This window comes from Neobacillus sp. PVCKKU3 (assembly GCF_058323225.1).
The window spans coordinates 1-22,831 of sequence record NZ_JBLVQN010000037.1; the positions used below are offsets into that span (position 1 = coordinate 1).

Consider the following 22,831-nt stretch of genomic DNA (forward strand, 5'->3'; position numbering starts at 1 on the left):
ACCTGGAGCGGAAATCAACAGACCTTTTGAAAAACCGTGATATTAATAACATTAGAACAAATTAACATGGTGGAATAATAAAAAATAATTAGTATAAAAGATAGCCTGAAGCCCAAGCAATTTAATTTGCTTGGGCTTTTTTGCATATTCCCGCGTGGAAAACTCACCGATTGAAACTTTCTTACATAAGATGGGGAAGTGATAAAGAACAAAGGAAAAATTGAATGGATTCTTTAAAAAAGAAGGTGAATGTTTTCATGCTGACAGGGATGCAGATAGCCGTTATTGGTGGTGATGCCAGGCAGCTGGAAATTATCCGAAAGTTAACGGAATTAGACGCTAAACTAGCGCTAATTGGATTTGAACAGCTTGACCACGCCTTTACAGGTGCAGTCAAGGAGAAAATATCCGAGGTTGACTTTTCGAATATCGATGCCATTATACTGCCAGTTGCTGGCACAAATTTAGAAGGTCAAGTAGAGACGATATTCTCCAACGAGAAAGTGGTCTTAACAGAGGATATTCTTTCGAAAACTCCTGAGCATTGTACCATTTATTCAGGAATCAGCAATTCCTATTTAAACGGGATTACTGAGCAAACAAGCAAAAAACTAGTCCAGTTATTTTCAAGAGACGATGTAGCCATTTATAATTCGATTCCGACTGTTGAAGGAACACTTATGATGGCCATCCAGCATACTGACTTTACGATTCATGGTTCTAATGTAACTGTCCTAGGATTGGGACGGTGCGGTATGAGTATTGCAAGGGCCTTCCATGCATTAGGGGCAAAAGTAAAAGTCGGGGCAAGAAAAAGCGAACATCTTGCTAGAATTACGGAAATGGCACTGACACCGTTTCAATTAAGCAATATTGAAACGGAAGTGTCGGGTACAGACATTTTAATCAATACAATCCCGCAGCCAATTGTTAATGCATCAGTCATTGCTAAACTACCCGCACATACCATTGTAATCGACATTGCCTCGAAACCGGGAGGAACCGATTTTCGTTACGCAGAAAAGAGAGGAATCAAAGCCCTCCTTGCACCCAGCCTGCCTGGAATTGTCGCTCCCAAAACAGCGGGGCAAATTTTAGCAGATGTCCTATCCCAGCTGCTTTCAGAGACAGAACCAGATCGAAAGGGGAATGGAAAATGAGTTTAAAAGGTAAAAGAATTGGTTTTGGATTAACGGGTTCACATTGTACGTATGACGCTGTATTTCCGGAAATTGAAAAACTGGTGCAGGCCGGCGCAGAGGTGGTTCCGATTGTAACCTTTACGGTTAAAAACACCGATACCCGTTTTGGAAAAGGCGAAGATTGGGTCCAGCGAATTGTCGATTTAACTGGCAATAACCTAATTGATTCCATTGTAAAAGCAGAACCGTTAGGACCGAAAATGCCGCTTGATTGTATGGTAATTGCTCCTTTAACAGGAGTATCGATGAGCAAGTTTGCCAATGCCATGAATGACAGCCCTGTTTTAATGGCGGCAAAAGCAACGCTTCGAAATTTAAAGCCGGTTGTCTTAGGTATTTCCACGAATGATGCATTAGGGTTAAATGGGGTAAACCTGATGAGACTGATGGCCACTAAACACATTTACTTTATTCCTTACGGACAGGATGACCCTATTAATAAACCGAATTCAATGGTGGCGAGAATGACAATGCTTCCGGAAACAGTGGAAGCAGCAATGGAAGGCAGACAGATTCAGCCGGTATTGGTTGAAAGATACAAAGATGAGGACTAATTTCCTTTCCCTTCATTAAAAAAGGTTATTTCTTTCAAATAATATGATAAAATAAATTAATCTTTCATCAGTGGGTTAATAAGTTAATCCGCTGATGAAAACAACCATAAAATATTACTATACTGGCAGCAAGAAAACTTAAACTTAAGGGAATAACCGGCCAGTGAATAGGAAGGGGAACAAGAATGAGTCATCAAAATGGATTTCACGTCGCAGTTGTCGGAGCAACAGGCGCTGTTGGCCAACAAATGATCCAAACTTTAGTGAAAGAGAATTTTCCAATTAGAGAGTTAACCCTGCTTTCCTCCGCTCGTTCGGCAGGAAAAAAGGTCGATATAAATGGCCGTGAATATACAGTGCAAGAAGCAAAGCCAGAGAGCTTTGAGGGTGTAGATATCGCATTGTTCAGTGCGGGCGGAAGTGTCTCCAAAGAATTGGCTCCTGAGGCAGCAAAACGCGGTGCAGTTTGCGTTGACAACACCAGTGCATTCCGTATGGACGCCGATATTCCTTTAGTTGTTCCGGAAGTTAATGAAAAAGACTTATTTGAACATAATGGAATCATTGCTAATCCAAACTGTTCAACCATCCAGATGGTGGTTGCTTTAGAACCAATCCGTCAAAAGTTTGGCTTGAAAAAAATTATCGTTTCCACTTATCAAGCTGTTTCCGGTTCAGGTGCTGCAGCAGTAGAAGAGCTTCTTCAGCAGACAAAAGCAATCTTAAATGAAGAACCATATGAACCCAAAATTTTACCTGTGAAATCTGATGAAAAGCACTATCAAATTGCTTTTAACGCCATTCCGCAAATTGATAAATTCCAAGAAAATGGCTATACCTATGAAGAAATGAAAATGATTAATGAAACAAAAAAGATCATGCATCTTCCGGAGCTTCAGGTTTCCGCGACTTGTGTTCGTCTGCCGGTAGCTGTAGGACATTCTGAATCTGTTTATTTTGAAATTGAAGAGGATAATGTGAGCGCCGCAGAAATCAAAGCGCTTCTTAAAGATGCACCTGGGGTGATTCTGCAAGACGATCCAGAAAACCAAGTATACCCAATGCCAGCCGACTGTGTTGGCAAGAATGAAGTCTTCGTCGGAAGAATTAGAAATGACATCGATAATAGCAAGGGATTTCACATGTGGGTAGTTTCAGACAATCTTCTTAAAGGAGCAGCCTGGAACTCGGTCCAAATTGCACAACGATTAGTTGAATTAGGACTTGTAAAATAGAGAAGGCAGGTTTTGGTGTTTACCATGAAAATCATTGTTCAAAAATTTGGCGGGACCTCCGTCAAAGATGAATCTAGTAGGAAATATGCGCAGGGACATATCGAAAAAGCACTGGCTGAGGGCTATAAAGTAGTCGTTGTCGTATCCGCGATGGGAAGAAAGGGCGATCCATATGCAACCGATACGTTACTGTCCCTGATTGGCGGCAATACAAGTAACATTTCTAAACGTGAGCATGATTTATTGCTGTCCTGCGGAGAAGTAATCTCTAGCATTGTGTTTACGAATATGTTGCTTGAGAGCGGTATTAATGCAACGGGATTAACTGGGGCTCAAGCAGGGTTTAGAACCAATAACGACCATACCAATGCCAAAATTGTTGAAATGAAGTGCGATCGCTTGCTTAGGGAACTGGAAAGCCATGATGTTGTCGTGGTTGCCGGATTCCAAGGAGCAGCAAAAAATGGCGATGTGACCACGATTGGCCGCGGCGGCAGCGATACATCCGCTGCTGCCTTGGGAGCCGCACTTAATGCTGAGTGGATTGATATTTTTACCGATGTAGAAGGAATTATGACTGCTGACCCGCGCATTGCCGAAAATGCCCGGCCGTTATCAGTTGTTACCTATACAGAGGTTTGTAATATGGCCTATCAGGGGGCAAAGGTCATTCACCCTAGGGCAGTTGAAATTGCAATGCAAGCAAAGGTGCCTATTCGGATTCGTTCCACTTATTCAGAATCCGAGGGAACATTGGTGACTACCTTAAATAAAAATAATCGCGGCAGTGACATCAAGGAACGGTTGGTAACGGGAATTGCCCATGTTTCGAACGTTTCGCAAATAAAGGTTTTTGCCAAAAAGGAACAGTACTACCTGCAGGCAGAAGTATTTAAAGCGATGGCAAATGAGAAGATAAGTGTGGATTTTATCAACATTTCTCCAAGCGGAGTTGTATATACGGTTACAGAAGAAATGACAGATAAAGCAATCCGGGTACTAAATGAATTGGGACACGAGCCAGAGGTTGAACGTCATTGTGCCAAGGTTTCCGTAGTGGGAGCCGGGATCGCGGGAGTTCCGGGGGTTACTTCAAAAATTGTAACGGCCCTCTCAAATCAAGGAATCCGGATTCTGCAATCGGCAGACAGCCATACGACGATTTGGGTCCTCGTCAAGCAGGAGGATTTAGTAAAATCAGTAAACGCCTTGCATAGTGCCTTTCACCTTGAAGATGAATCACTAGAATTAAATAGCTTGGATTTTTAAGAAAACCTTTTGAATAGGATGTTAGAAGCACCGGATTTAGGGAGCGAAAGTTTCGAAAGGAGAAATAAAATGGTTCATTTCGGGCGAGTATCCACTGCAATGGTAACGCCTTTTGATCATAAAGGGCATATTGACTTTGGCAAAACCACGAAGCTAATCAATTATTTAATTGATAATGGTACAGATTCACTTGTTGTGGCAGGTACAACAGGTGAATCACCAACCTTATCGAAAGAAGAAAAACTGGCATTATTCAGCCATGTTGTGAAAGCTGTAAATAAACGAATCCCTGTTATTGCCGGAACAGGCAGTAATAATACGTACGCATCAATCGAGATGACAAAAAAAGCGGAGCAGGTCGGTGTGGACGCTATTATGCTGGTCGCACCGTATTACAATAAACCGAATCAAGAGGGTCTATACCAGCATTTTAAAGCAATTGCCGAATCAACTACCCTTCCGGTAATGGTCTACAATATCCCGAGCCGGTCGGTTGTGACAATTCACCCGGATACGATTATCCGCTTGTCAAAAATACCAAATATTGTGGCTGTGAAAGAAGCGAGTGGGGATTTAAATGCCATGACGCACATAATTGCCAATACCGATGATGACTTTGCTTTGTACAGCGGCGATGACGCGGTCACGCTGCCAGTGCTGTCTATCGGGGGTGCGGGGGTTGTTTCAGTCGCCTCCCATGTCATTGGCAATGAATTACAAGAGATGGTAAAAGCATTTTTTGACGGAGAAAATCAACGGGCAGCCAAATTGCATCAGCGTCTGCTCCCGATGATGCAGGGATTATTTGCTGCACCAAGTCCAGCACCTGTGAAAACAGCTCTGCAAATCAAAGGCTTGGATGTTGGATCAGTTAGATTGCCGCTAGTGGGATTGACAGAGCAGGAACGTGCTAATTTGATTGAAATTTTAAATCATAAATAATTGCGAAGAAACCAACCGACAAAAGCTCGGTTGGTTTTTTCCTTTTTTACCATTGTAAAGGTTTTCCGATTTCAAGTATAATAAACCTAACTGATTTCGATCGGAGCAACTTAGGTTTAGGAGGAAAAGGATTTGATAAAGAAAAAAAATCAATCCATCAAGATAATTGGACTTGGTGGAATAGGGGAAATCGGAAAGAATATGTATTTGGTGGAAGTGGACAAGGACATATTCGTCATTGATGCCGGGCTAATGTTCCCCGAGGAAGAAATGCTGGGCATTGATATGGTAATACCTGATATCACCTACTTAAAGGAGAATAGGGACCGGGTTAAAGCAATATTTTTAACGCATGGACATGAGGATCATATCGGGGCTCTTTCATACATACTTCGGCAGATCGATGCGCCTGTCTACGGGATGAAACTGACACTTGCACTGGCAGGAGCCAAATTAAAGGAGCAGGACTTTAATGGAAAAGCTGACTTTATCGAGATAGATTCCAATATGGTTCTCGATTTAGATACTGTTCAGGTAAGCTTTTTCAGGACCAATCATAGTATTCCAGATTCAGTTGGGGTTTGTATTCACACTTCAGAAGGAATCATTGTTTACACGGGCGACTTTAAATTTGATCAGGCAGCCACCAGGCTTTATAAGCCGGAAATTGGAAAAATGGCAGCTATCGGTGAGCAGGGTGTTTTATGCTTGCTATCAGACAGTACCGAAGCGGAAAAACCGGGTTATACGACGTCTGAAGCAATCGTCGAGCGCGAATTATCGAACGCTTTTTACAATGCACCGGGGCGGATTATTGCTGCCTGCTTTGCATCTGATATTAATAGAATTCAGCATATTTTTGATGCAGCCAAGGAGAACAAACGTAAAGTAGCAGTAGTTGGAAAAAGTCTTGAACGAATTTACCACATTGCCATGGATTTAGGTTATTTAGAGGTGGCGGATGATTTAATCATATCTATTGATGAGATTAAGAATTATCAAGACAAGGAAATTGCCGTCTTGATGACAGGGAGCCAGGGCGAACCAATTGAGGCGCTGCAAAAAATGGCCAAGCAGACACATAAGCTGATCAATATCCAGCCGGGTGATACTGTCTTGATAGCTGCCTCGCCGTTAAAGGGCAGCGAAGTATTTTTATTTAAAACAATTGATATGCTGTTTAGAGCGGGCGCTAATGTTGTTTCAGGGAAACGGACCATCCATGTTTCAAGCCATGGCAGCCAAGAAGAATTGAAATTTATGATTAACCTGATGAAGCCTAAATTCTTTATTCCTGTTCACGGCGAATACCGGATGTTGAAAGCCCATCGGAAAATTGCAATGGAATGCGGTCTTCGCGATGAGCAGATTTCTATTCCTGATCGCGGTGACGTGGTGGAGTGGAAGGATGGGAAGTTTGCCATTACAGGTAAAGTGCCATCCGGAAATGTCCTGATTGATGGAATTGGCGTAGGCGATGTAGGGAACATTGTGCTGCGGGACCGTAAATTATTGTCTCAGGATGGCATATTAATAGTTGTCGTCACCCTGACAAAGAAGGAAAAGAAAATTGCCGCCGGACCGGAAATTATCTCAAGGGGATTTGTTTACGTTCGGGAGTCTGAAAAGTTAATGGATGACTCCACTAAATTAGTCCGTGATATCGTTGAAAGAAATATTGCCAAGGAAAGCTTTGAATGGTCAAGCTTAAAGCAGGAAATTAGAGATGATTTAAATCGTTACCTCTTTGAAAAAACAAAAAGACGGCCGATGATTCTGCCAATTATAATGGAAGTATAATCTTATAAGGGCCTGCCCCCGCTGCTTATGATCCACGCAGCGGGGGACAGGCCCATTTTGATGTTTATTTTTCAAGCATGAATTTATTTCATAGGCGAATACTAAAAGATATCATGCTTGAAGGGAGTATTGGGATGAATAACAATTTTATTAAAAATGATGCGGAGAATCCAGGGAGCACCGAGCCACAAAAAGAGGAAAAACCTGCTTCTCCTTTAGTAGAAAAAATACAGCAGCTTGGACAAACGAATGTCCCACAATTATCCCCAGATTCAAAAATTCACTGTTTGACGATTGTGGGACAAATTGAGGGGCATATGGCGCTTCCACCGCAAAATAAAACGACAAAATATGAACATATTATTCCCCAGCTTGTAGCGATTGAACAAAACCCGAATATTGAAGGATTATTGATTATCTTAAATACGGTAGGCGGTGATGTTGAGGCAGGACTCGCCATTTCGGAAATGCTGGCCACTTTATCGAAACCAACCGTTTCGATTGTCCTTGGCGGCGGTCATTCAATTGGAGTTCCGATCGCTGTTTCCTGCACGTACAGTTTTATTGCTGAAACCGCAACGATGACAATCCATCCAATCCGCTTGACAGGGCTGGTCATCGGCGTCCCTGCAACCTTTGAATACCTGGACAAAATGCAGGAGCGGGTTGTTAGTTTCGTAACAAAGCATTCAAAAATACCGGAAGAAACCTTTAAAGAATTAATGTTTGCTAAAGGGAATTTAACGAGGGATATTGGAACAAACGTGATTGGAGAAGAAGCTGTGAAATATGGGTTGATTGATGAAGTAGGGGGCCTCGGCCATGCGATGAAAAAACTAAATGAATTGATTGAGTTAAAAAAGGATGAAAATAAGGGACTGATTCAATGATTTTATATACGATGATGCCGCAGGAGCTAATATTCCCTTATGATGAAGATGCCTTCAAAAATCAGCAAACGGTTTCCTACCAGGGCATCCCTTTATTGGTCGAACAAACAGACCAGCAAAATTATCAAGTTATTCGAGTATTAAGTAGTGATCCGCAGCATTTTTTGAATGATCAGATTTGCCCTGGTGCAAAAATTTCTTTTTCAAATCTATAAGGATAAGGGAAAACTATTAACACGTTATGGTATAATAAGGGTAAAGAGACAAGAGCAGCCAAAATAAGGCTGCTTTTCTGCCTTTATCACAAAAAAGTCGAGGCATCATTAGAATAAAATCAATAATATAAAGGTGATTGCATGGCCAAAAAAAAGAAACGACAACCGAAAAGACGAGATACCCAGCTAAAACGGACGGTCCAATATGAATTATCGGCACTGGCAATCCTAGCATTAGCGATTATTTCAATTGCAAAGCTTGGGGCCGTCGGCAAAGCAACCGTCCTGTTCTTCCGTTTTTGGATGGGTGAATGGTACATGCTTAGTTTACTGGGGCTGGTTATACTAAGTATTTATTTAATGTGGAAAAGGGAGATTCCATTTTTCTTTCATATTAAGCTTGTAGGCAGTTATTTTATTGTTTCAGCTATTCTTCTTTTGAGTCACGTTACATTGTTTGATTTGCTGAGCAATAATGGAAAATTTAAGAACCCTAGTGTCATCAACAATACATGGGAGTTATTCATGATGGAGGTCCGGGGGGAAACCAGTACACATGATCTCGGTGGAGGAATTCTTGGGGCCATATTGTTTGCTTTGTTTCATTATTTATTTGCAGAAACCGGTACAAAAATCATTGCCTTTATTTTTATTTTAGTAGGGTTTATTTTACTAACCGGCAAATCATTTGGTGATTTTGTAGCAAAAATCTTGATGGGGGTTTTTGGCTTTTCAAAAACCCAGTGGCAAGCTTTTAAAACGGATGTAGCCGAATGGAAACAGAAACAGCAGGAAAGGCGGACTGAGCGGAGCAATCAAAGAAGGCAGGCACAAGAAAACAGGCGGATTCAGCAGACTGCTGTAAACGTTCCCGAACCACAGGCTGATATAGACGAAGCTGTCATCCCTGAACCGTTAATCTCCAATTTTGCGGATCGGGCATATCAGGAGGATCTGCCTAGGGAAAGACCGCAGCGAGAACCGGCCAAGAGCAGACGGAGCAAACAAGAGGAACCCGAGGAAGACAATACTCCTCCTATCTCATTTGCCGAAGTGGAAAATGCCTCCTATGAATTGCCGCCGCTCAGGCTTCTGAAACTTCCAAAGAAAACCGACCAAAGCGGTGAATATGAGCTGATCAATAAGAATGCAGCCAAACTGGAAAGAACCTTTCAAAGCTTTGGAGTTAAAGCACGTGTTACACAAGTGCACCTGGGACCTGCGGTGACAAAATATGAAGTCCATCCTGATGTCGGTGTTAAAGTCAGCAAAATCGTCAGCCTCAGCGATGATCTTGCATTAGCACTAGCAGCAAAGGATATTCGAATGGAAGCCCCAATCCCCGGAAAATCAGCAATTGGGATAGAGGTTCCAAATTCCGAAGTTGCAATGGTTTCACTAAGAGAGGTTTTGGAAGCAACGCAAAATGATAAGCCGGATGCCAAGCTAATGATTGCACTTGGCAGGGATATCACGGGCGAGGCCGTGCTGGCAGAATTAAATAAAATGCCCCACCTTCTTGTCGCTGGTGCAACAGGAAGCGGAAAAAGTGTATGTATTAACGGAATAATTACGAGCATTTTAATGCGGGCAAAGCCCCATGAAGTAAAATTAATGATGATTGACCCGAAGATGGTCGAGTTAAATGTTTATAATGGAATTCCCCATTTGCTTGCGCCAGTAGTGACAGAACCCAAAAAGGCCTCACAAGCGTTGAAAAAGGTTGTCAGCGAGATGGAAAGACGATATGAGTTATTCTCCCATACTGGAACAAGGAATATTGAAGGCTATAATGACCATGTTCGAAAACATAATCTCGAAGAAGATGATAAGCAGCCGTTATTGCCGTATATTGTTGTCATAGTGGACGAGTTGGCGGATTTAATGATGGTTGCCTCTTCAGATGTAGAGGATTCGATTACTCGATTGGCGCAGATGGCACGTGCGGCCGGAATTCATCTTATTATTGCGACCCAGCGTCCATCCGTCGATGTCATCACCGGGGTCATCAAGGCCAATATTCCTTCCCGCATCGCCTTCGCAGTATCAAGTGGAACAGACTCACGGACAATCCTCGACATGGGCGGGGCGGAAAAGCTTCTCGGCAGAGGGGACATGCTCTTTATGCCGGTCGGTGCGACAAAACCGGTACGTGTCCAAGGTGCCTTCCTCTCAGATCAAGAAGTGGAGGACACGGTTGAGTTTGTTATCTCCCAGCAAAAGGCTCAATATCAGGAGGAAATGATCCCAGATGATATCCCGGAGGCTACTGGAGAGGTTGAAGACGAATTATATGACGAGGCAGTTGAATTAATTGTTGACATGCAAACGGCATCAGTTTCGATGCTGCAGCGCCGCTTCCGGATTGGTTATACAAGAGCGGCAAGACTGATAGATGAAATGGAGCTCCGCGGAGTGGTAGGGCCATATGAAGGAAGTAAACCTCGTGCGGTCTTAATTACGAAGCCAAACGAGGAAAAGAGCTCTTGAAAAAAGGGCCTAATGGCTCTTTTTTTATTCTACTTTTATGGAAAGTTGATAAAATAGTAATAGGCGTTAAAGATGATTTTTATCTTTTCGTCTTTTTTCGACAAAATCATGGATTTCTATTTATTTATCGCAGAAAACATGATAAGATTATTGCGATTAGTAGGAATGATATCAGAGGTCTGATGTCTAAGGAAAAGGCTGGAGGAAAGCAGCATGTCCATCAAGTCAGATAACCGGCATTTATATTTACAAGTAATCGATCGGCTTAAGCAGGATATTGAAGATGGTGTATACAAAGAAAAAGAGAAACTGCCATCAGAATTCGATCTTGCCAAACAGCTTGGTGTCAGCAGGGCTACACTTCGAGAAGCATTAAGAATTCTTGAAGAGGAAAATGTGATTATCAGACGCCATGGGGTTGGTACGTTTGTTAACGCAAAGCCATTGTTCACATCGGGGATTGAACAGTTAAGCAGTGTTACTGACATGATTAAACAGGCTGGCATGAAACCAGGAACCATTTTCTTAAAATCGTCAACTCAAAGTCCAACGGAAGAGGATATACGTCGTTTCTCATGTTCTGCTGATGAGGAAATGGTCGTGATTGAGAGAGTAAGAACCGCTAACGGGGAACCGGTCGTTTATTGCATTGACAAGGTTCCATCACACATACTGCCTGAAACCTTTTTACATGGTGAAGAATCAATCTTCAACATTTTGGTAGAAGAGGCCAACAGAAGGATTACATACGCGGTTGCCCAAATCGAGCCAATTGGCTATCATGAAAAAATTTCCCCAATTTTAGAATGTGACCCGGAGACTGCATTATTGGTATTAAAACAAATGCATTTCGATGAAACGGATGAACCTGTCCTTTTTTCGGTAAACTATTTTAAGGCGGACAAATTTAGTTTTCATGTACTTAGGAAACGAGTGTAAAAATTTTTAATGGTAATGAAAACGCAATCAGTCCAGTTTTATACCATTTCTACTATCAAACAACATTCTTAGGGGGAAGATACCTTGAAAAAGCGTAAAGTTGGAATGGCGCTATCACTTGTTCTTGCTGCTGGAACACTATTAGGTGCTTGTGGAAAAAGTGATGACAACAAAGGAACTGAAACATCAAAAGGCGGAGAAAAAGGCAAATCATTCTCTGTAGCAATGGTTACTGACGTCGGCGGTGTAGATGACAAATCCTTTAACCAATCAGCGTGGGAAGGCCTTCAAAAGTTCGGTAAAGATAACGGCATGAAAGAAGGAAAAGGCGGTTACTCTTACCTTCAGTCCAAATCAGATGCTGACTATGCAACAAACTTAAATACTCTTGCTCGCCAAGATTTTGACTTAGTATATGGGATCGGCTTCTTAATGCAGGCAGCCGTTGAAGAAATTGCAAAACAACAAAAAGACCATCATTTTGCAATCGTTGATGCTGAAGTAAAACAGCCAAACGTAGCAAGCATCCTCTTTAAAGAGCAGGAAGCAGCTTTCCTTGCGGGTGTTGCGGCTGCTTTAACAACTAAAACAAACCATATCGGTTTCATCGGTGGTATGGAAATTCCAGTTATCGAGCGCTTTGAGTCTGGCTTCCTTGCTGGTGTAAAGGCTGCTAAGCCGGATGTACAGGTTGACGTTCAATATTCTGGTGCATTTGACAAAGCTGAATTAGGGCAATCCATCGCTTCTAAAATGTACTCTTCTGGTGCAGACGTTGTCTTCCACGCAGCTGGTGCGACTGGTAATGGTCTTTTCAAAGAAGCTGTTGACCGTAAAGCGAAAGAACCAAGCAAAGACTTCTGGGCAATCGGGGTTGACCGTGACCAAGCTGACATGGGTCCAGACGTAGTCTTAACATCTGCATTAAAGCGTGTTGATGTAGCAGTTCAAGACTTGTCCAAAAAGGCAATGGATGGCAACTTCCCAGGCGGAGAAGTGGTATTATACGGCTTACATGAAGATGGCGTAGGTTTAGCACCAGTTAACGCAAAGGCTCCAAACAAAGATGCGATTGATAAAGCGGTTAAAGACTACATTGAAAAAATCAAATCTGGTGACTTAAAAGTTCCTCAAACTCGTGATGAATTGAAAAACTTTAGTGCAAAATAAAACTACTAACAGGGAATAAGCGGATATTATCAAGATAATCCGCTTATTCCTTCTTAATGAACCTTAATTGAAGTGCAGAAATGATTTTCCGCCTTTCAATTAAGGTTTTAATGGGGAGATATCCCTGTTTTTTAAATCTTGGAAAGGTCTGACCTCTTACTTTTATTGGTCGGAATTTCCATCACCTTCATTACAGGGAGTGAGAAAAAATGGATTATGTAATCGAGATGCTAAACATTCGGAAAGAATTCGGCAGCTTTGTTGCAAATGATAACATTACTCTCCAATTGAAAAAGGGAGAAATTCATGCCTTGCTTGGCGAAAACGGAGCAGGCAAATCAACTTTGATGAACGTGCTTTTTGGTTTGTACCAACCAGAAGCAGGAGAAATTAGAGTAAAAGGAAAGCCTGTTAAAATTACCGATCCTAACGTTGCCAATGACCTAGGAATCGGGATGGTCCATCAGCACTTTATGCTAGTGGATACCTTCACAGTAACGGAAAACATTATCCTTGGCAGAGAGATTACATCTGCTGGCCGGATTGACATTAAAAAGGCAGAACAGGAAGTTCGCCAAATTTCCGAACGTTACGGATTGTCAGTTGACCCGCAGGCGAAAATTTCCGATATCTCTGTAGGTATGCAGCAAAGGGTTGAAATTTTAAAAACATTATACCGCGGAGCGGAGATTTTAATTTTTGATGAACCGACTGCTGTGCTGACACCGCAAGAAATTAAAGAGTTAATTCAAATTATGAAAACTCTTATTAAAGAGGGTAAATCTATCATTCTTATTACCCACAAGTTAAAAGAAATTATGCAGGTCGCCGACCGTTGTACCGTCATTCGCAAAGGAAAAGGGATTGGTACGGTAAATGTTAGTGAAACCAATCCAAATGAACTTGCAAGCCTGATGGTTGGACGGGAAGTTGTCTTTAAAACAGAAAAGAAGCCTGCTGAACCAAAGCAAGACGTATTGCTAGTTAAAGATTTAGTGGTGAAGGATTCGCGTGGTGTTACGGTTGTTAATGGTTTGGATTTAACAGTTCGTGCCGGTGAAATAGTCGGGATTGCCGGGATTGACGGTAATGGACAGTCTGAGTTAATTGAAGCGCTTACAGGGTTGCGCAAATCTGATAGTGGCAGCATTCAATTAAATGGCAAAGAATTAATTAACCACACCCCTAGAAAAATTACGGAATCTGGAGTAGCCCACATTCCACAAGACCGCCATAAACATGGACTTGTTTTGAATTACCCAATTGCTGAAAATATGGTTTTACAAACCTATTATCAGAAGCCTTTTTCTAAAAGCGGAGTATTAAATTTTAAGGAAATTTATAATAAGGCTAGAAAATTAATTAGTGAATTCGACGTACGTACACCTAGTGAATATACGTTGGCACGCGCTCTTTCTGGGGGTAACCAGCAAAAGGCAATCATCGGCCGTGAAGTGGACAGGAATCCTGATTTGTTGATTGCCGCTCAGCCTACTCGTGGCTTGGATGTGGGTGCGATTGAATTTATCCACAAACGCCTGATTGAGCAGCGCGATCATGGCAAGGCTGTATTGCTTGTTTCTTTTGAGTTAGATGAGATTATGAATGTCAGCGACCGGATTGCTGTTATTTATGAGGGGAAGATTGTTGCTGTAGTCAATCCAAAAGAGACAGACGAACAAGAACTTGGATTGTTAATGGCAGGATCGAATAGAAAGGAAGCGGGTGCAAATGTCTAAGCGCTTAACAGGTATCTTAACACCGATCATTTCGGTGTTATTAGGAATCATCGTGGGAACCATTATTATGTTAATCAGCGGATATGACCCGGTTGCCGCTTATACAGCACTTTGGAACGGTGCTTTTGGGGAAGTTTATTATGTTGGGGAAGTTATTCGCCAGTTTACACCGTATATTTTGGCTGGTTTAGCGGTAGCGTTTGCTTTCCGTGTTGGCCTATTTAACATCGGGGTAGAGGGACAATTTATTGTCGGTTGGCTGGCATCGGTCTGGGTAGGGGTTGCTTTTGACCTTCCAAAAGTCATTCACCTGCCGCTTGCTATCTTGGCAGCTATTGTTGCAGGTGCCCTGTGGGCCTTTATCCCTGGCTTTTTGAAGGCGCGTTTTCGTGTCCATGAAGTTATTGTCACCATTATGTTGAACTATGTTGCTTTGCATGTGACTAACTATATTATAAGAAATGTTCTAGCTGCTAAGAGCGGTGATAAGACAGAAATGATTCATGAATCTGCAAGCTTGCGTTCAGAATGGCTTCAAAGCCTGACAGATTATTCCCGTCTTCACTGGGGGATTATCCTTGCAATTGCCTGCTGTTTTATCATGTGGTTCTTATTAGAAAAAACAACAAGAGGATTCGAATTGCGGGCAGTTGGTTTTAACCAGCATGCAGCGCACTACTCAGGGATGAATGTAAATAGAAATATCATACTTTCTATGGTAATTTCCGGTGCTTTTGCTGGTTTGGCCGGTTCGATGGAGGGACTCGGAACCTTCGGATATGCGGCCGTTAAAGGCGGATTTACCGGTGTAGGGTTTGACGGAATCGCAATTGCCTTGCTTGGTTCTAACACGGCATTAGGGGTATTCTTCTCAGCGATTTTATTCGGTGCCTTAAAAGTAGGGGCTTTAAACATGCCGCTTGAAGCGGGTGTGCCAAATGAACTTGTTGATATTATTATCGCACTTATTGTTTTCTTTGTTGCATCCAGCTATATAATCAGGGCATTTCTTGATCGAATCGGTAAGAAGGGGGTGAAGTAAGTGAGCTTAATGGACATTTTAACAATTGTTGTTCCATCTACACTTTTATGGGCTGCTCCACTTATCTTCACTGCGTTAGGCGGTATTTTTTCAGAGCGATCCGGTGTCGTTAACATCGGTCTCGAAGGATTAATGGTTATTGGGGCATTTACTTCCATCGTGTTTAACTTAACATTTTTTGATACATTCGGAAATGCAACCCCTTGGATTGCCATCTTAGTGGCGATGGTTGCCGGTGCTATTTTCTCGCTATTGCATGCAGTAGCGTCCATCACTTTTCGAGCCGATCACACAGTTTCTGGTGTAGCTATTAACTTACTTGCAGTTGGTTTAACAATGTTCCTTGTTAAACAAATTTATGGTAAAGGTGAAACTGGGATTATTTCCAAGGGTTTCAGCAAAATTGATGTGCCTGTTTTAAAGGACATTCCAGTTATTGGGGAAATCTTTTTCCAAAATACTTATTGGACATCCTTTGTAGCGATTATCGTTGCCATTATCGCTTGGTATATTGTTTATAAAACACCGTTCGGCCTTCGTCTTCGTTCCGTCGGAGAGCATCCAATGGCGGCAGATACAATGGGAATCAATGTAACTAAAATGCGTTATTTAGGTGTAATGCTTTCTGGAGCACTTGGCGGAATCGGCGGTGCTGTCTATGCACAATCCATAACTTCTAATTTCAGTCATGCTACCATCAGCGGACAGGGCTTCATGGCGCTGGCGGCCATGATTTTCGGAAAATGGCATCCACTTGGAGCACTTGGAGCAGCTGTTTTCTTTGGATTTGCACAAAGTATTAGTATAATCGGTTCAAGCTTGCCATTCTTAAAAGAAATACCAAACGTGTATCTGTTAATTGCTCCATACGTTTTAACTATTCTAGCCTTAACTGGATTCATCGGCCGCGCCGATGCCCCAAAGGCAGTTGGAACGCATTATATAAAAGGAAGCAGGTAGATACTTGCTTGGACTCCCAGATTTTCTGGGGGTTCTTTTTTTAAGCTTGAATTGTACAGGTTCTATAGTATAGGTTTTATTTGAAAGGAAAAAATATAAAGAAAAATGTTTTCATATCATATGTTAAGACCCTTTAACAGACAGGAGGAAAATAAATGGAAGCAGTCGTTGAAAAAATAACGCAAATGCAAGGCTATAAACTCCATGTTGTTGAAACTGATAAATATAAAACGAATACCTTGGTATGGAGAATGAAGGCGCCTTTATCAAAGGAGGATGTCACGAAAAGAGCGCTTCTTCCTTATGTCCTGCAGTCCAGTTCTGCCAAATATCCTACGACGACACAGCTCCGTTCCTATTTGGATGACCTATACGGAGCTACTCTTTACGTCGATTTAGGAAAAAAGGGCGAGTATCATATTGTCAGCTTTCTGATAGAAATTGCAAATGAAAAATTCTTGACAGACCATAGTCCTTTATTGAAAAAGGGATTTGAATTATTAGCAGAAATATTGACAAAACCCAATGTCTCTGGCCAGGCGTTTGATAAGGAAACAGTTGAAAAAGAAAAACGCACACAAAGGCAAAGAATTCAATCAGTTTATGATGATAAAATGCGATACTCCAATGTCCGCCTTATTCAGGAAATGTGCAAAGGAGAGCCGTATGCTTTAGAGGTTAATGGCGAGGCTGAAGCAGTCGATGCAATTACTCCAGAAAATTTATTCGAATATTTCCAGAGGGCCTTTAAAGAGGATGAGATGGACCTTTACGTGATTGGCGATGTAAAGGAAGAAGAAGTGAAGACTATTGCAGAAGGGCTTCTGCAATTTGAAGATCGCACTCCACAAAAGGCTTCCGCTGCTGAGATTCAAAACAGAACAGACGTAAATGAAGTCAAGGAAACCCAAGATGTCAAACAGGGAAAATTAAATATGGGTTACCGGACAAATATCGTCTTTGGCAATCCCGATTATTTTGCCTTGCAGGTTTTTAACGGCATTTTTGGCGGCTTTGCCCATTCGAAACTGTTTATCAATGTCCGGGAAAAGGCAAGTCTCGCCTATTATGCAGCCAGCCGGCTTGAAAGCCATAAGGGGCTGATGATGGTCATGTCGGGTATTGATAATAAAAATTATGATCAGGCTATTAAAATCATCCGCGAACAAATGGAAGCAATGCAAAAGGGTGACTTTACGGACGATGAGCTAAATCAAACAAAAGCCGTCATTCGCAACCAAATTCTTGAAACTATTGATACATCGCGGGGATTGCTCGAGCTTCTCTATCATAACGTCGTTGCAAACCAAGATATTAAGCTCGAATCATGGATTACAGATATGCTGAAAATAACCAAAGAAGAAATCATCGCAGTGGCTAATAAGATAAATCTTGATACCATTTATTTCTTAACAGGAACGGAGGCGGGCAAGTAATGGAGAAAATCAGCTTTGACCAGCTTCAAGAAGATCTTTATCACGAGAAAATGTCAAACGGCTTACACGTCTATATCTTACCGAAAAAAGGCTTTAATAAAACCTATGCAACCTTTACAACTAAGTACGGTTCGGTTGATAATACGTTTGTACCTTTGGGAAAAGACGATTTTGTCAAGGTTCCGGATGGGATTGCCCATTTTTTGGAGCATAAGCTGTTTGAAAAAGAAGATGGCGATGTCTTTCAGCAATTCAGTAAACAGGGAGCATCGGCCAACGCCTTTACATCATTTACACGGACTGCCTATTTGTTTTCGAGCACCTCAGATGTTGAAAAAAACCTAGAAACCTTGGTGGATTTTGTTCAGGACCCATATTTCTCCGACAAAACAGTGGAAAAAGAGAAAGGCATCATTGGGCAAGAAATCACGATGTATGACGATAACCCAGATTGGCGCTTATATTTCGGGATCATTGAAAATCTATTCCAAAACCATCCTGTCAAAATTGACATTGCGGGAACAATTGAGTCCATTTCCGAAATCACAAAAGAATGGCTGTATGAGTGCTATAATACTTTTTATCACCCAAGCAACATGCTTTTGTTTATTGTCGGAGCGGTTGACCCGGACAAAATCATGAAACAGGTAAAAGATAATCAGGCCAAGAAGGACTATAAGGAAATGCCTGAAATTAAGCGGAAGTTCGAAGAGGAGCCATTGAAGGCTGCTGAGAAAAAACAGGTATTGCAAATGAATGTGCAAACCTCGAAATGCTTGGTTGGCATGAAGGCGCTGCATGTGGATCAGCAAGGCCCGGAAATGTTGAAAAACGAGTTAACCATGAATGTGCTCCTTGATTTACTATTTGGGAAGAGCTCTGAAAACTATTACGAGCTATATAATGACGGATTGGTCGATGAATCCTTCTCCTTCGATTACACGCAGGAGCAGGGCTTTGGCTTTGCGATGATCGGCGGCGATACGAATAATCCTGACCAGCTAGCGGACAGAATTCAAAAAATCCTGTTGGATGCAAAGGGTGCCCACACATTTACCGAAGAACAGCTCGAAAGGGCTAAGAAAAAGAAAATTGGTGCATTCTTGAGGGCGGTTAACTCTCCTGAATATATCGCAAACCAATTTACCCGCTACGCCTTTAACGACATGAACCTATTTGATGTCGTGCCAACACTTGAAAAAATCACTCTGGCTGACGTTCAGTCACTGGCTTCGGAAGTAATTGCCGACGAGCGGATTTCAGTCTGTCAGGTCGTGCCCAAAAATAAACAATAGAAATCCAGAGGCCTGCCCCCTAGGGATCAGGCCTCCTTATATAAAGAGAGAGTGAACAATATGCATAAATATGTTCTTATTACGGGAGCGAGCGGAGGAATCGGCCAGGCGGTTGCTTACCATTTGGCAGAAAAAGGCTATCATCTTTACTTGCATTACAATCAAAATGAAGAATCGATTAAAGAGCTGCTGAATAAGCTTTCCCCCTTTAAGGGGGAGTACATACCGATTCATGCCGATTTGGCTGAGCCTAAAGGATATTTAAAGGTTAGCTCGCAAATCTTTTCGCTGGATGCGATTGTCCATTGCGGAGGAATGGGGCAATATGGATTGTTAATGGATTTAAAGCTTGACGAAGCGATGGCACTCATGAATGTCCATGTATTAAGTCCCTTAATGCTGACAAAAGAACTTTTGCCAAAACTAATCAGTAAAAAGTCAGGAAATATTGTCGTGATCACATCCATTTGGGGGCAGACTGGTGCCGCCTGTGAAGTGGCCTATTCTGCAGCCAAAGGGGCGCAGATTTCCTTTGTGAAGGCCCTAAGCAAGGAAGTTGCATTAAATGGGATCCGCGTGAATGCCATCGCCCCTGGGGCGGTAGATACGCCGATGATGGCCGGATTTACGGAGGAAGAAACCGAAAGAATTGCCTTTGAAATTCCAATGGGCAGGCTGGGGCAGGCCGAAGAAATTGCTAAGGGTACAGTTTTCCTCTTATCTGATGATTCCAGTTATATTACTGGACAGGTGCTTGCCATTAATGGCGGCTGGTATACCTAAAAATTCATATTTTCAGGATGTATAGAAACTGCCTTCGTTTTGCAAAATATACTTGTACCATCTTAAAAGGAGGCAAAATTATGTCTGTTTTAGATAACTGGAAACAATGGCAGGACTTCCTTGGGGATCGCCTAAACAACGCACAATCTCAAGGAATGAGTGAAGGAGCAATCAACACCATTGCTTACCAAATTGGCGACTATCTGGCAAGGAACGTTGATCCAAAAAATGAGCAAGAAAGAGTTCTTTCCGATATGTGGTCAGTTGCCGATCCGCAGGAGCAGCAAGCCATTGCCAACGTAATGGTTAAGCTTGTAAAACAATAATGGGTAAAGAGAGGAGAAATCTCCTCTCTTTTTTGATAGATATTAATTACTATTTGGACATGTTTTTTCTTTCATCTTCTATCAAAATCATTTATGATAAGGTTTAGGGCGTTTTTGAAATAGAAAATGATTGATATCCTAAATGGGGGTTAAAGCATGAAGAAAGAATGGTATCTAGAATATGAAATTACAAAAAACCGTCCGGGTTTGTTAGGTGATATTTCATCCCTCTTAGGAATGCTTGCTATTAATATTGTAACTATTAATGGTGTCGATGAAGGAAGACGCGGCTTGCTTATACTGGCAAAAGATGATGATCAAATTAAACGTCTTGAGTCAATTTTAAATACAATGGACACAATAAAACTAATAAAATTAAGAGAACCAAAACTGCGGGACCGTCTTGCTGTCAGACATGGCCGCTATATACAACGGGATGCAGATGATAAAAAAACATTCCGATTCATCAGAAGCGAGCTTGGGGTTTTAGTGGATTTTATGGCAGAAATATTTAAGGAGGAAGGCCACAAGCTGATTGGCATTCGCGGCATGCCCCGTGTCGGTAAAACGGAATCACTGGTTGCCGCAAGCGTTTGTGCCAATAAGCGCTGGCTGTTCGTCTCTTCAACCCTGCTTAAGCAAACGATTCGCAATCAGCTAATCGAAGACGAATACAATGCAAATAATCTGTTTATTCTTGATGGCATTGTATCGACCCGAAGGGCAAATGAGCGGCATTGGCAGCTAGTCCGTGAAATTATGCGTCTCCCTTCTGTAAAGGTGATTGAGCATCCGGATATTTTCGTCCAAAACTCCGAGTATACGCTTGATGATTTTGATTATATTATTGAGTTAAGGAATCACGCTGACGAAGAAATTACATATGAGGTAGTTGATCAACACAATATGTTCTCCGGTTCGGATTTTGGAGATTTTGATTTTTAAAAAATTGGAAGGTGTTAACGGTGACTGAATTAGGGAATCGATTAAAAGAAGCCCGTTTAGCCAAAGGTTTGAGTCTTGATGATTTGCAGTCTATGACAAAAATCCAAAAGCGTTATTTAGTTGGAATTGAGGAAGGCAACTATTCAGCCATGCCCGGAAATTTCTATGTGCGGGCATTTATTAAGCAGTATGCAGAAGCCTTACATCTAAATCCCGAAGAGCTATTTGAAACGTATAAAAGTGAAATCCCGGCTTCCTATAGCGATGAACTGCCTCAGCAATTATCAAGAGTAACGACGCACAAGAAAATTTCACAAGGAAATTCGAAAATTTTTGATGTGCTGCCAAAGGTGTTAATTGGTGTTTTTGTCATTGGTATTGCTAGTCTTTTATATTATTTTTTCGCAACGAATGCGGGTACAGGTGCAAATCAATCAACGAACAAGGATAATGAGCAGGTTAAATTAGTCAAGAACGAGAAGCTTGAAAAAGCACAAGCCGAGGAAAAGGCAAAGGAAGATAAAAAGAAAAAAGAAACTGTTAAGGAAGAACCAAAAAAGGAAGAAACCACAACACCTGTTGAGGAAACTCCGAAGCAAGTTTTATCAGTAGTACAAACTAGTGGAAGAAATTCGACTTATTCGTTAAGTGATGCTGATAAATTTGTGGTAAAGATTGTTTCTAGGGGTGTATCCTGGGTCAGTGTAAAGAATGGCAAAGGAAAATTTTTCTATTCCGGAACACTGCAAGCAGGCGGTGTTGATACCCAGACTATTGATTTATCAGCAGAAACTGAAGCTGTTATTATCGTTGGAAAAACGGTAGATGCGGACATTTATGTCAATGATCAAAAGCTTGAGTATGCAGTCGCACCAACTGAGAAGGTTCGTCAGGACATTACGATCCAATATGTTCCGAAGGTCCAACAATAGTCATCCTTTCGATGGCTATTTTTGGCGTGTATTTTATAGTGCTCTGAAAGCACGCTGGTTTTTTAGGAGGAAATTTTGATGAATATACCTAATAGAATTACTGTTTCAAGAATATTTTTAATCCCAATATTTATGATTGTTATGTTGGTTCCTTTTAATTGGGGACAAATGTCCTTACTTGGGGCGGACATGCCTGTTACGCATTTCGTCGGGGCGTTGATTTTTATATTAGCCTCCACGACTGACTGGGTAGACGGCCATTATGCCCGAAAGTATAACCTTGTAACCAACATGGGCAAATTTCTCGATCCGCTTGCCGATAAGTTGCTTGTTTCAGCGGCTTTGATTGTTCTTGTGGAACTGGGGTATGCACCGTCCTGGATTGTCATCATCATCATCAGCCGGGAATTTGCTGTCACAGGCCTCCGCCTCCTGCTTGCAGGCGAAGGAGAGGTTGTCGCAGCCAATATGCTTGGGAAAATTAAAACCTGGACACAAATTATTGCGATTTCTGCGTTACTATTACATAACATTATTTTTACGCTGATCCCTTTCCGCTTTGATATTCTGGCATTGTGGGTCGCGATGTTTTTCACGATTTGGTCAGGATGGGATTATTTTGCGAAAAATAGCCATGTGCTGAAGAATTCGAAGTAAAATTTGATTT

General features: G+C 41.8%; 21 protein-coding genes. All 21 read left to right on the plus strand.

Annotation, left to right across the window (positions count from 1 at the left end; translation table 11 throughout):
* The first annotated feature begins 257 nt into the window (after window positions 1-257).
* The 21 genes from dpaA to pgsA all read left to right on the plus strand — a co-directional run bounded on the left by dpaA (window position 258) and on the right by pgsA (window position 22,821).
* Complete coding sequence (dpaA, locus tag ACNQGS_RS21535) at window positions 258-1,160, plus strand: dipicolinic acid synthetase subunit A (RefSeq protein ID WP_491489178.1); 903 nt, start codon at window positions 258-260, stop codon at window positions 1,158-1,160.
* A complete protein-coding gene (gene dpaB, locus ACNQGS_RS21540) occupies window positions 1,157-1,756 on the plus strand; it encodes a dipicolinate synthase subunit B (RefSeq protein WP_491489138.1) in 600 nt (199 codons plus the stop codon). Before dpaA ends, dpaB begins: the two co-directional genes overlap by 4 nt.
* 185 nt (window positions 1,757-1,941) lie before the next feature.
* Complete coding sequence (gene asd, locus ACNQGS_RS21545) at window positions 1,942-2,991, plus strand: aspartate-semialdehyde dehydrogenase (RefSeq protein ID WP_491489139.1); 1,050 nt, start codon at window positions 1,942-1,944, stop codon at window positions 2,989-2,991.
* 24 nt (window positions 2,992-3,015) lie between these two features.
* The gene (gene dapG / locus ACNQGS_RS21550; RefSeq protein ID WP_213141300.1) at window positions 3,016-4,260 is read left to right on the plus strand and encodes an aspartate kinase; all 1,245 of its coding nucleotides are present in this window, start codon (window positions 3,016-3,018) and stop codon (window positions 4,258-4,260) included.
* Window positions 4,261-4,329: 69 nt separating this feature from the next.
* Window positions 4,330-5,202: a 4-hydroxy-tetrahydrodipicolinate synthase gene (gene dapA / locus ACNQGS_RS21555; protein WP_423801708.1), complete on the plus strand. Its 873-nt coding sequence runs from the start codon at window positions 4,330-4,332 to the stop codon at window positions 5,200-5,202.
* A 132-nt stretch (window positions 5,203-5,334) separates the two neighbouring features.
* Complete coding sequence (locus tag ACNQGS_RS21560) at window positions 5,335-7,002, plus strand: ribonuclease J (protein WP_277398235.1); 1,668 nt, start codon at window positions 5,335-5,337, stop codon at window positions 7,000-7,002.
* Window positions 7,003-7,136: 134 nt separating this feature from the next.
* Complete coding sequence (locus tag ACNQGS_RS21565; protein WP_213140751.1) at window positions 7,137-7,892, plus strand: ClpP family protease; 756 nt, start codon at window positions 7,137-7,139, stop codon at window positions 7,890-7,892.
* Window positions 7,889-8,107: a YlzJ-like family protein gene (locus tag ACNQGS_RS21570; RefSeq protein WP_491489140.1), complete on the plus strand. Its 219-nt coding sequence runs from the start codon at window positions 7,889-7,891 to the stop codon at window positions 8,105-8,107. Before ACNQGS_RS21565 ends, ACNQGS_RS21570 begins: the two co-directional genes overlap by 4 nt.
* Window positions 8,108-8,248: 141 nt before the next feature.
* Window positions 8,249-10,597: a DNA translocase FtsK gene (locus ACNQGS_RS21575; RefSeq protein WP_491489141.1), complete on the plus strand. Its 2,349-nt coding sequence runs from the start codon at window positions 8,249-8,251 to the stop codon at window positions 10,595-10,597.
* A 213-nt stretch (window positions 10,598-10,810) separates the two neighbouring features.
* Complete coding sequence (locus ACNQGS_RS21580; RefSeq protein WP_491489142.1) at window positions 10,811-11,536, plus strand: GntR family transcriptional regulator; 726 nt, start codon at window positions 10,811-10,813, stop codon at window positions 11,534-11,536.
* A gap of 84 nt (window positions 11,537-11,620) precedes the next feature.
* Window positions 11,621-12,706: a BMP family lipoprotein gene (locus ACNQGS_RS21585; protein WP_213140747.1), complete on the plus strand. Its 1,086-nt coding sequence runs from the start codon at window positions 11,621-11,623 to the stop codon at window positions 12,704-12,706.
* 209 nt (window positions 12,707-12,915) lie between these two features.
* Window positions 12,916-14,445 (plus strand): ABC transporter ATP-binding protein, encoded by a 1,530-nt coding sequence (locus ACNQGS_RS21590; RefSeq protein ID WP_491489143.1) that lies wholly within the window; start codon window positions 12,916-12,918, stop codon window positions 14,443-14,445.
* Window positions 14,438-15,487 carry an ABC transporter permease gene (locus tag ACNQGS_RS21595; protein WP_491489144.1) on the plus strand — a complete coding sequence of 350 codons (1,050 nt, stop codon included), beginning with the start codon at window positions 14,438-14,440 and terminating at the stop codon, window positions 15,485-15,487. Before ACNQGS_RS21590 ends, ACNQGS_RS21595 begins: the two co-directional genes overlap by 8 nt.
* Entirely contained in the window at window positions 15,488-16,447 is a 960-nt protein-coding gene (locus ACNQGS_RS21600; protein ID WP_491489145.1) for an ABC transporter permease, read from the plus strand.
* 155 nt (window positions 16,448-16,602) lie between these two features.
* Window positions 16,603-17,883 (plus strand): EF-P 5-aminopentanol modification-associated protein YfmF, encoded by a 1,281-nt coding sequence (gene yfmF / locus ACNQGS_RS21605; protein ID WP_491489146.1) that lies wholly within the window; start codon window positions 16,603-16,605, stop codon window positions 17,881-17,883.
* A complete protein-coding gene (gene yfmH / locus ACNQGS_RS21610; protein ID WP_491489147.1) occupies window positions 17,883-19,178 on the plus strand; it encodes an EF-P 5-aminopentanol modification-associated protein YfmH in 1,296 nt (431 codons plus the stop codon). Before yfmF ends, yfmH begins: the two co-directional genes overlap by 1 nt.
* 60 nt (window positions 19,179-19,238) lie before the next feature.
* Window positions 19,239-19,961 carry an elongation factor P 5-aminopentanone reductase gene (ymfI, locus tag ACNQGS_RS21615; protein WP_491489148.1) on the plus strand — a complete coding sequence of 241 codons (723 nt, stop codon included), beginning with the start codon at window positions 19,239-19,241 and terminating at the stop codon, window positions 19,959-19,961.
* A gap of 80 nt (window positions 19,962-20,041) precedes the next feature.
* The gene (locus ACNQGS_RS21620) at window positions 20,042-20,287 is read left to right on the plus strand and encodes a DUF3243 domain-containing protein (protein ID WP_213116299.1); all 246 of its coding nucleotides are present in this window, start codon (window positions 20,042-20,044) and stop codon (window positions 20,285-20,287) included.
* Window positions 20,288-20,443: 156 nt separating this feature from the next.
* The gene (locus ACNQGS_RS21625; RefSeq protein ID WP_213116298.1) at window positions 20,444-21,232 is read left to right on the plus strand and encodes a DUF3388 domain-containing protein; all 789 of its coding nucleotides are present in this window, start codon (window positions 20,444-20,446) and stop codon (window positions 21,230-21,232) included.
* A gap of 20 nt (window positions 21,233-21,252) precedes the next feature.
* Window positions 21,253-22,164, plus strand: a complete 912-nt coding sequence (locus tag ACNQGS_RS21630; protein WP_491489149.1) for a helix-turn-helix domain-containing protein — start codon at window positions 21,253-21,255, stop codon at window positions 22,162-22,164.
* Window positions 22,165-22,242: 78 nt separating this feature from the next.
* Window positions 22,243-22,821 (plus strand): CDP-diacylglycerol--glycerol-3-phosphate 3-phosphatidyltransferase, encoded by a 579-nt coding sequence (pgsA, locus tag ACNQGS_RS21635; protein ID WP_491489150.1) that lies wholly within the window; start codon window positions 22,243-22,245, stop codon window positions 22,819-22,821.
* Window positions 22,822-22,831: the final 10 nt, after the last annotated feature.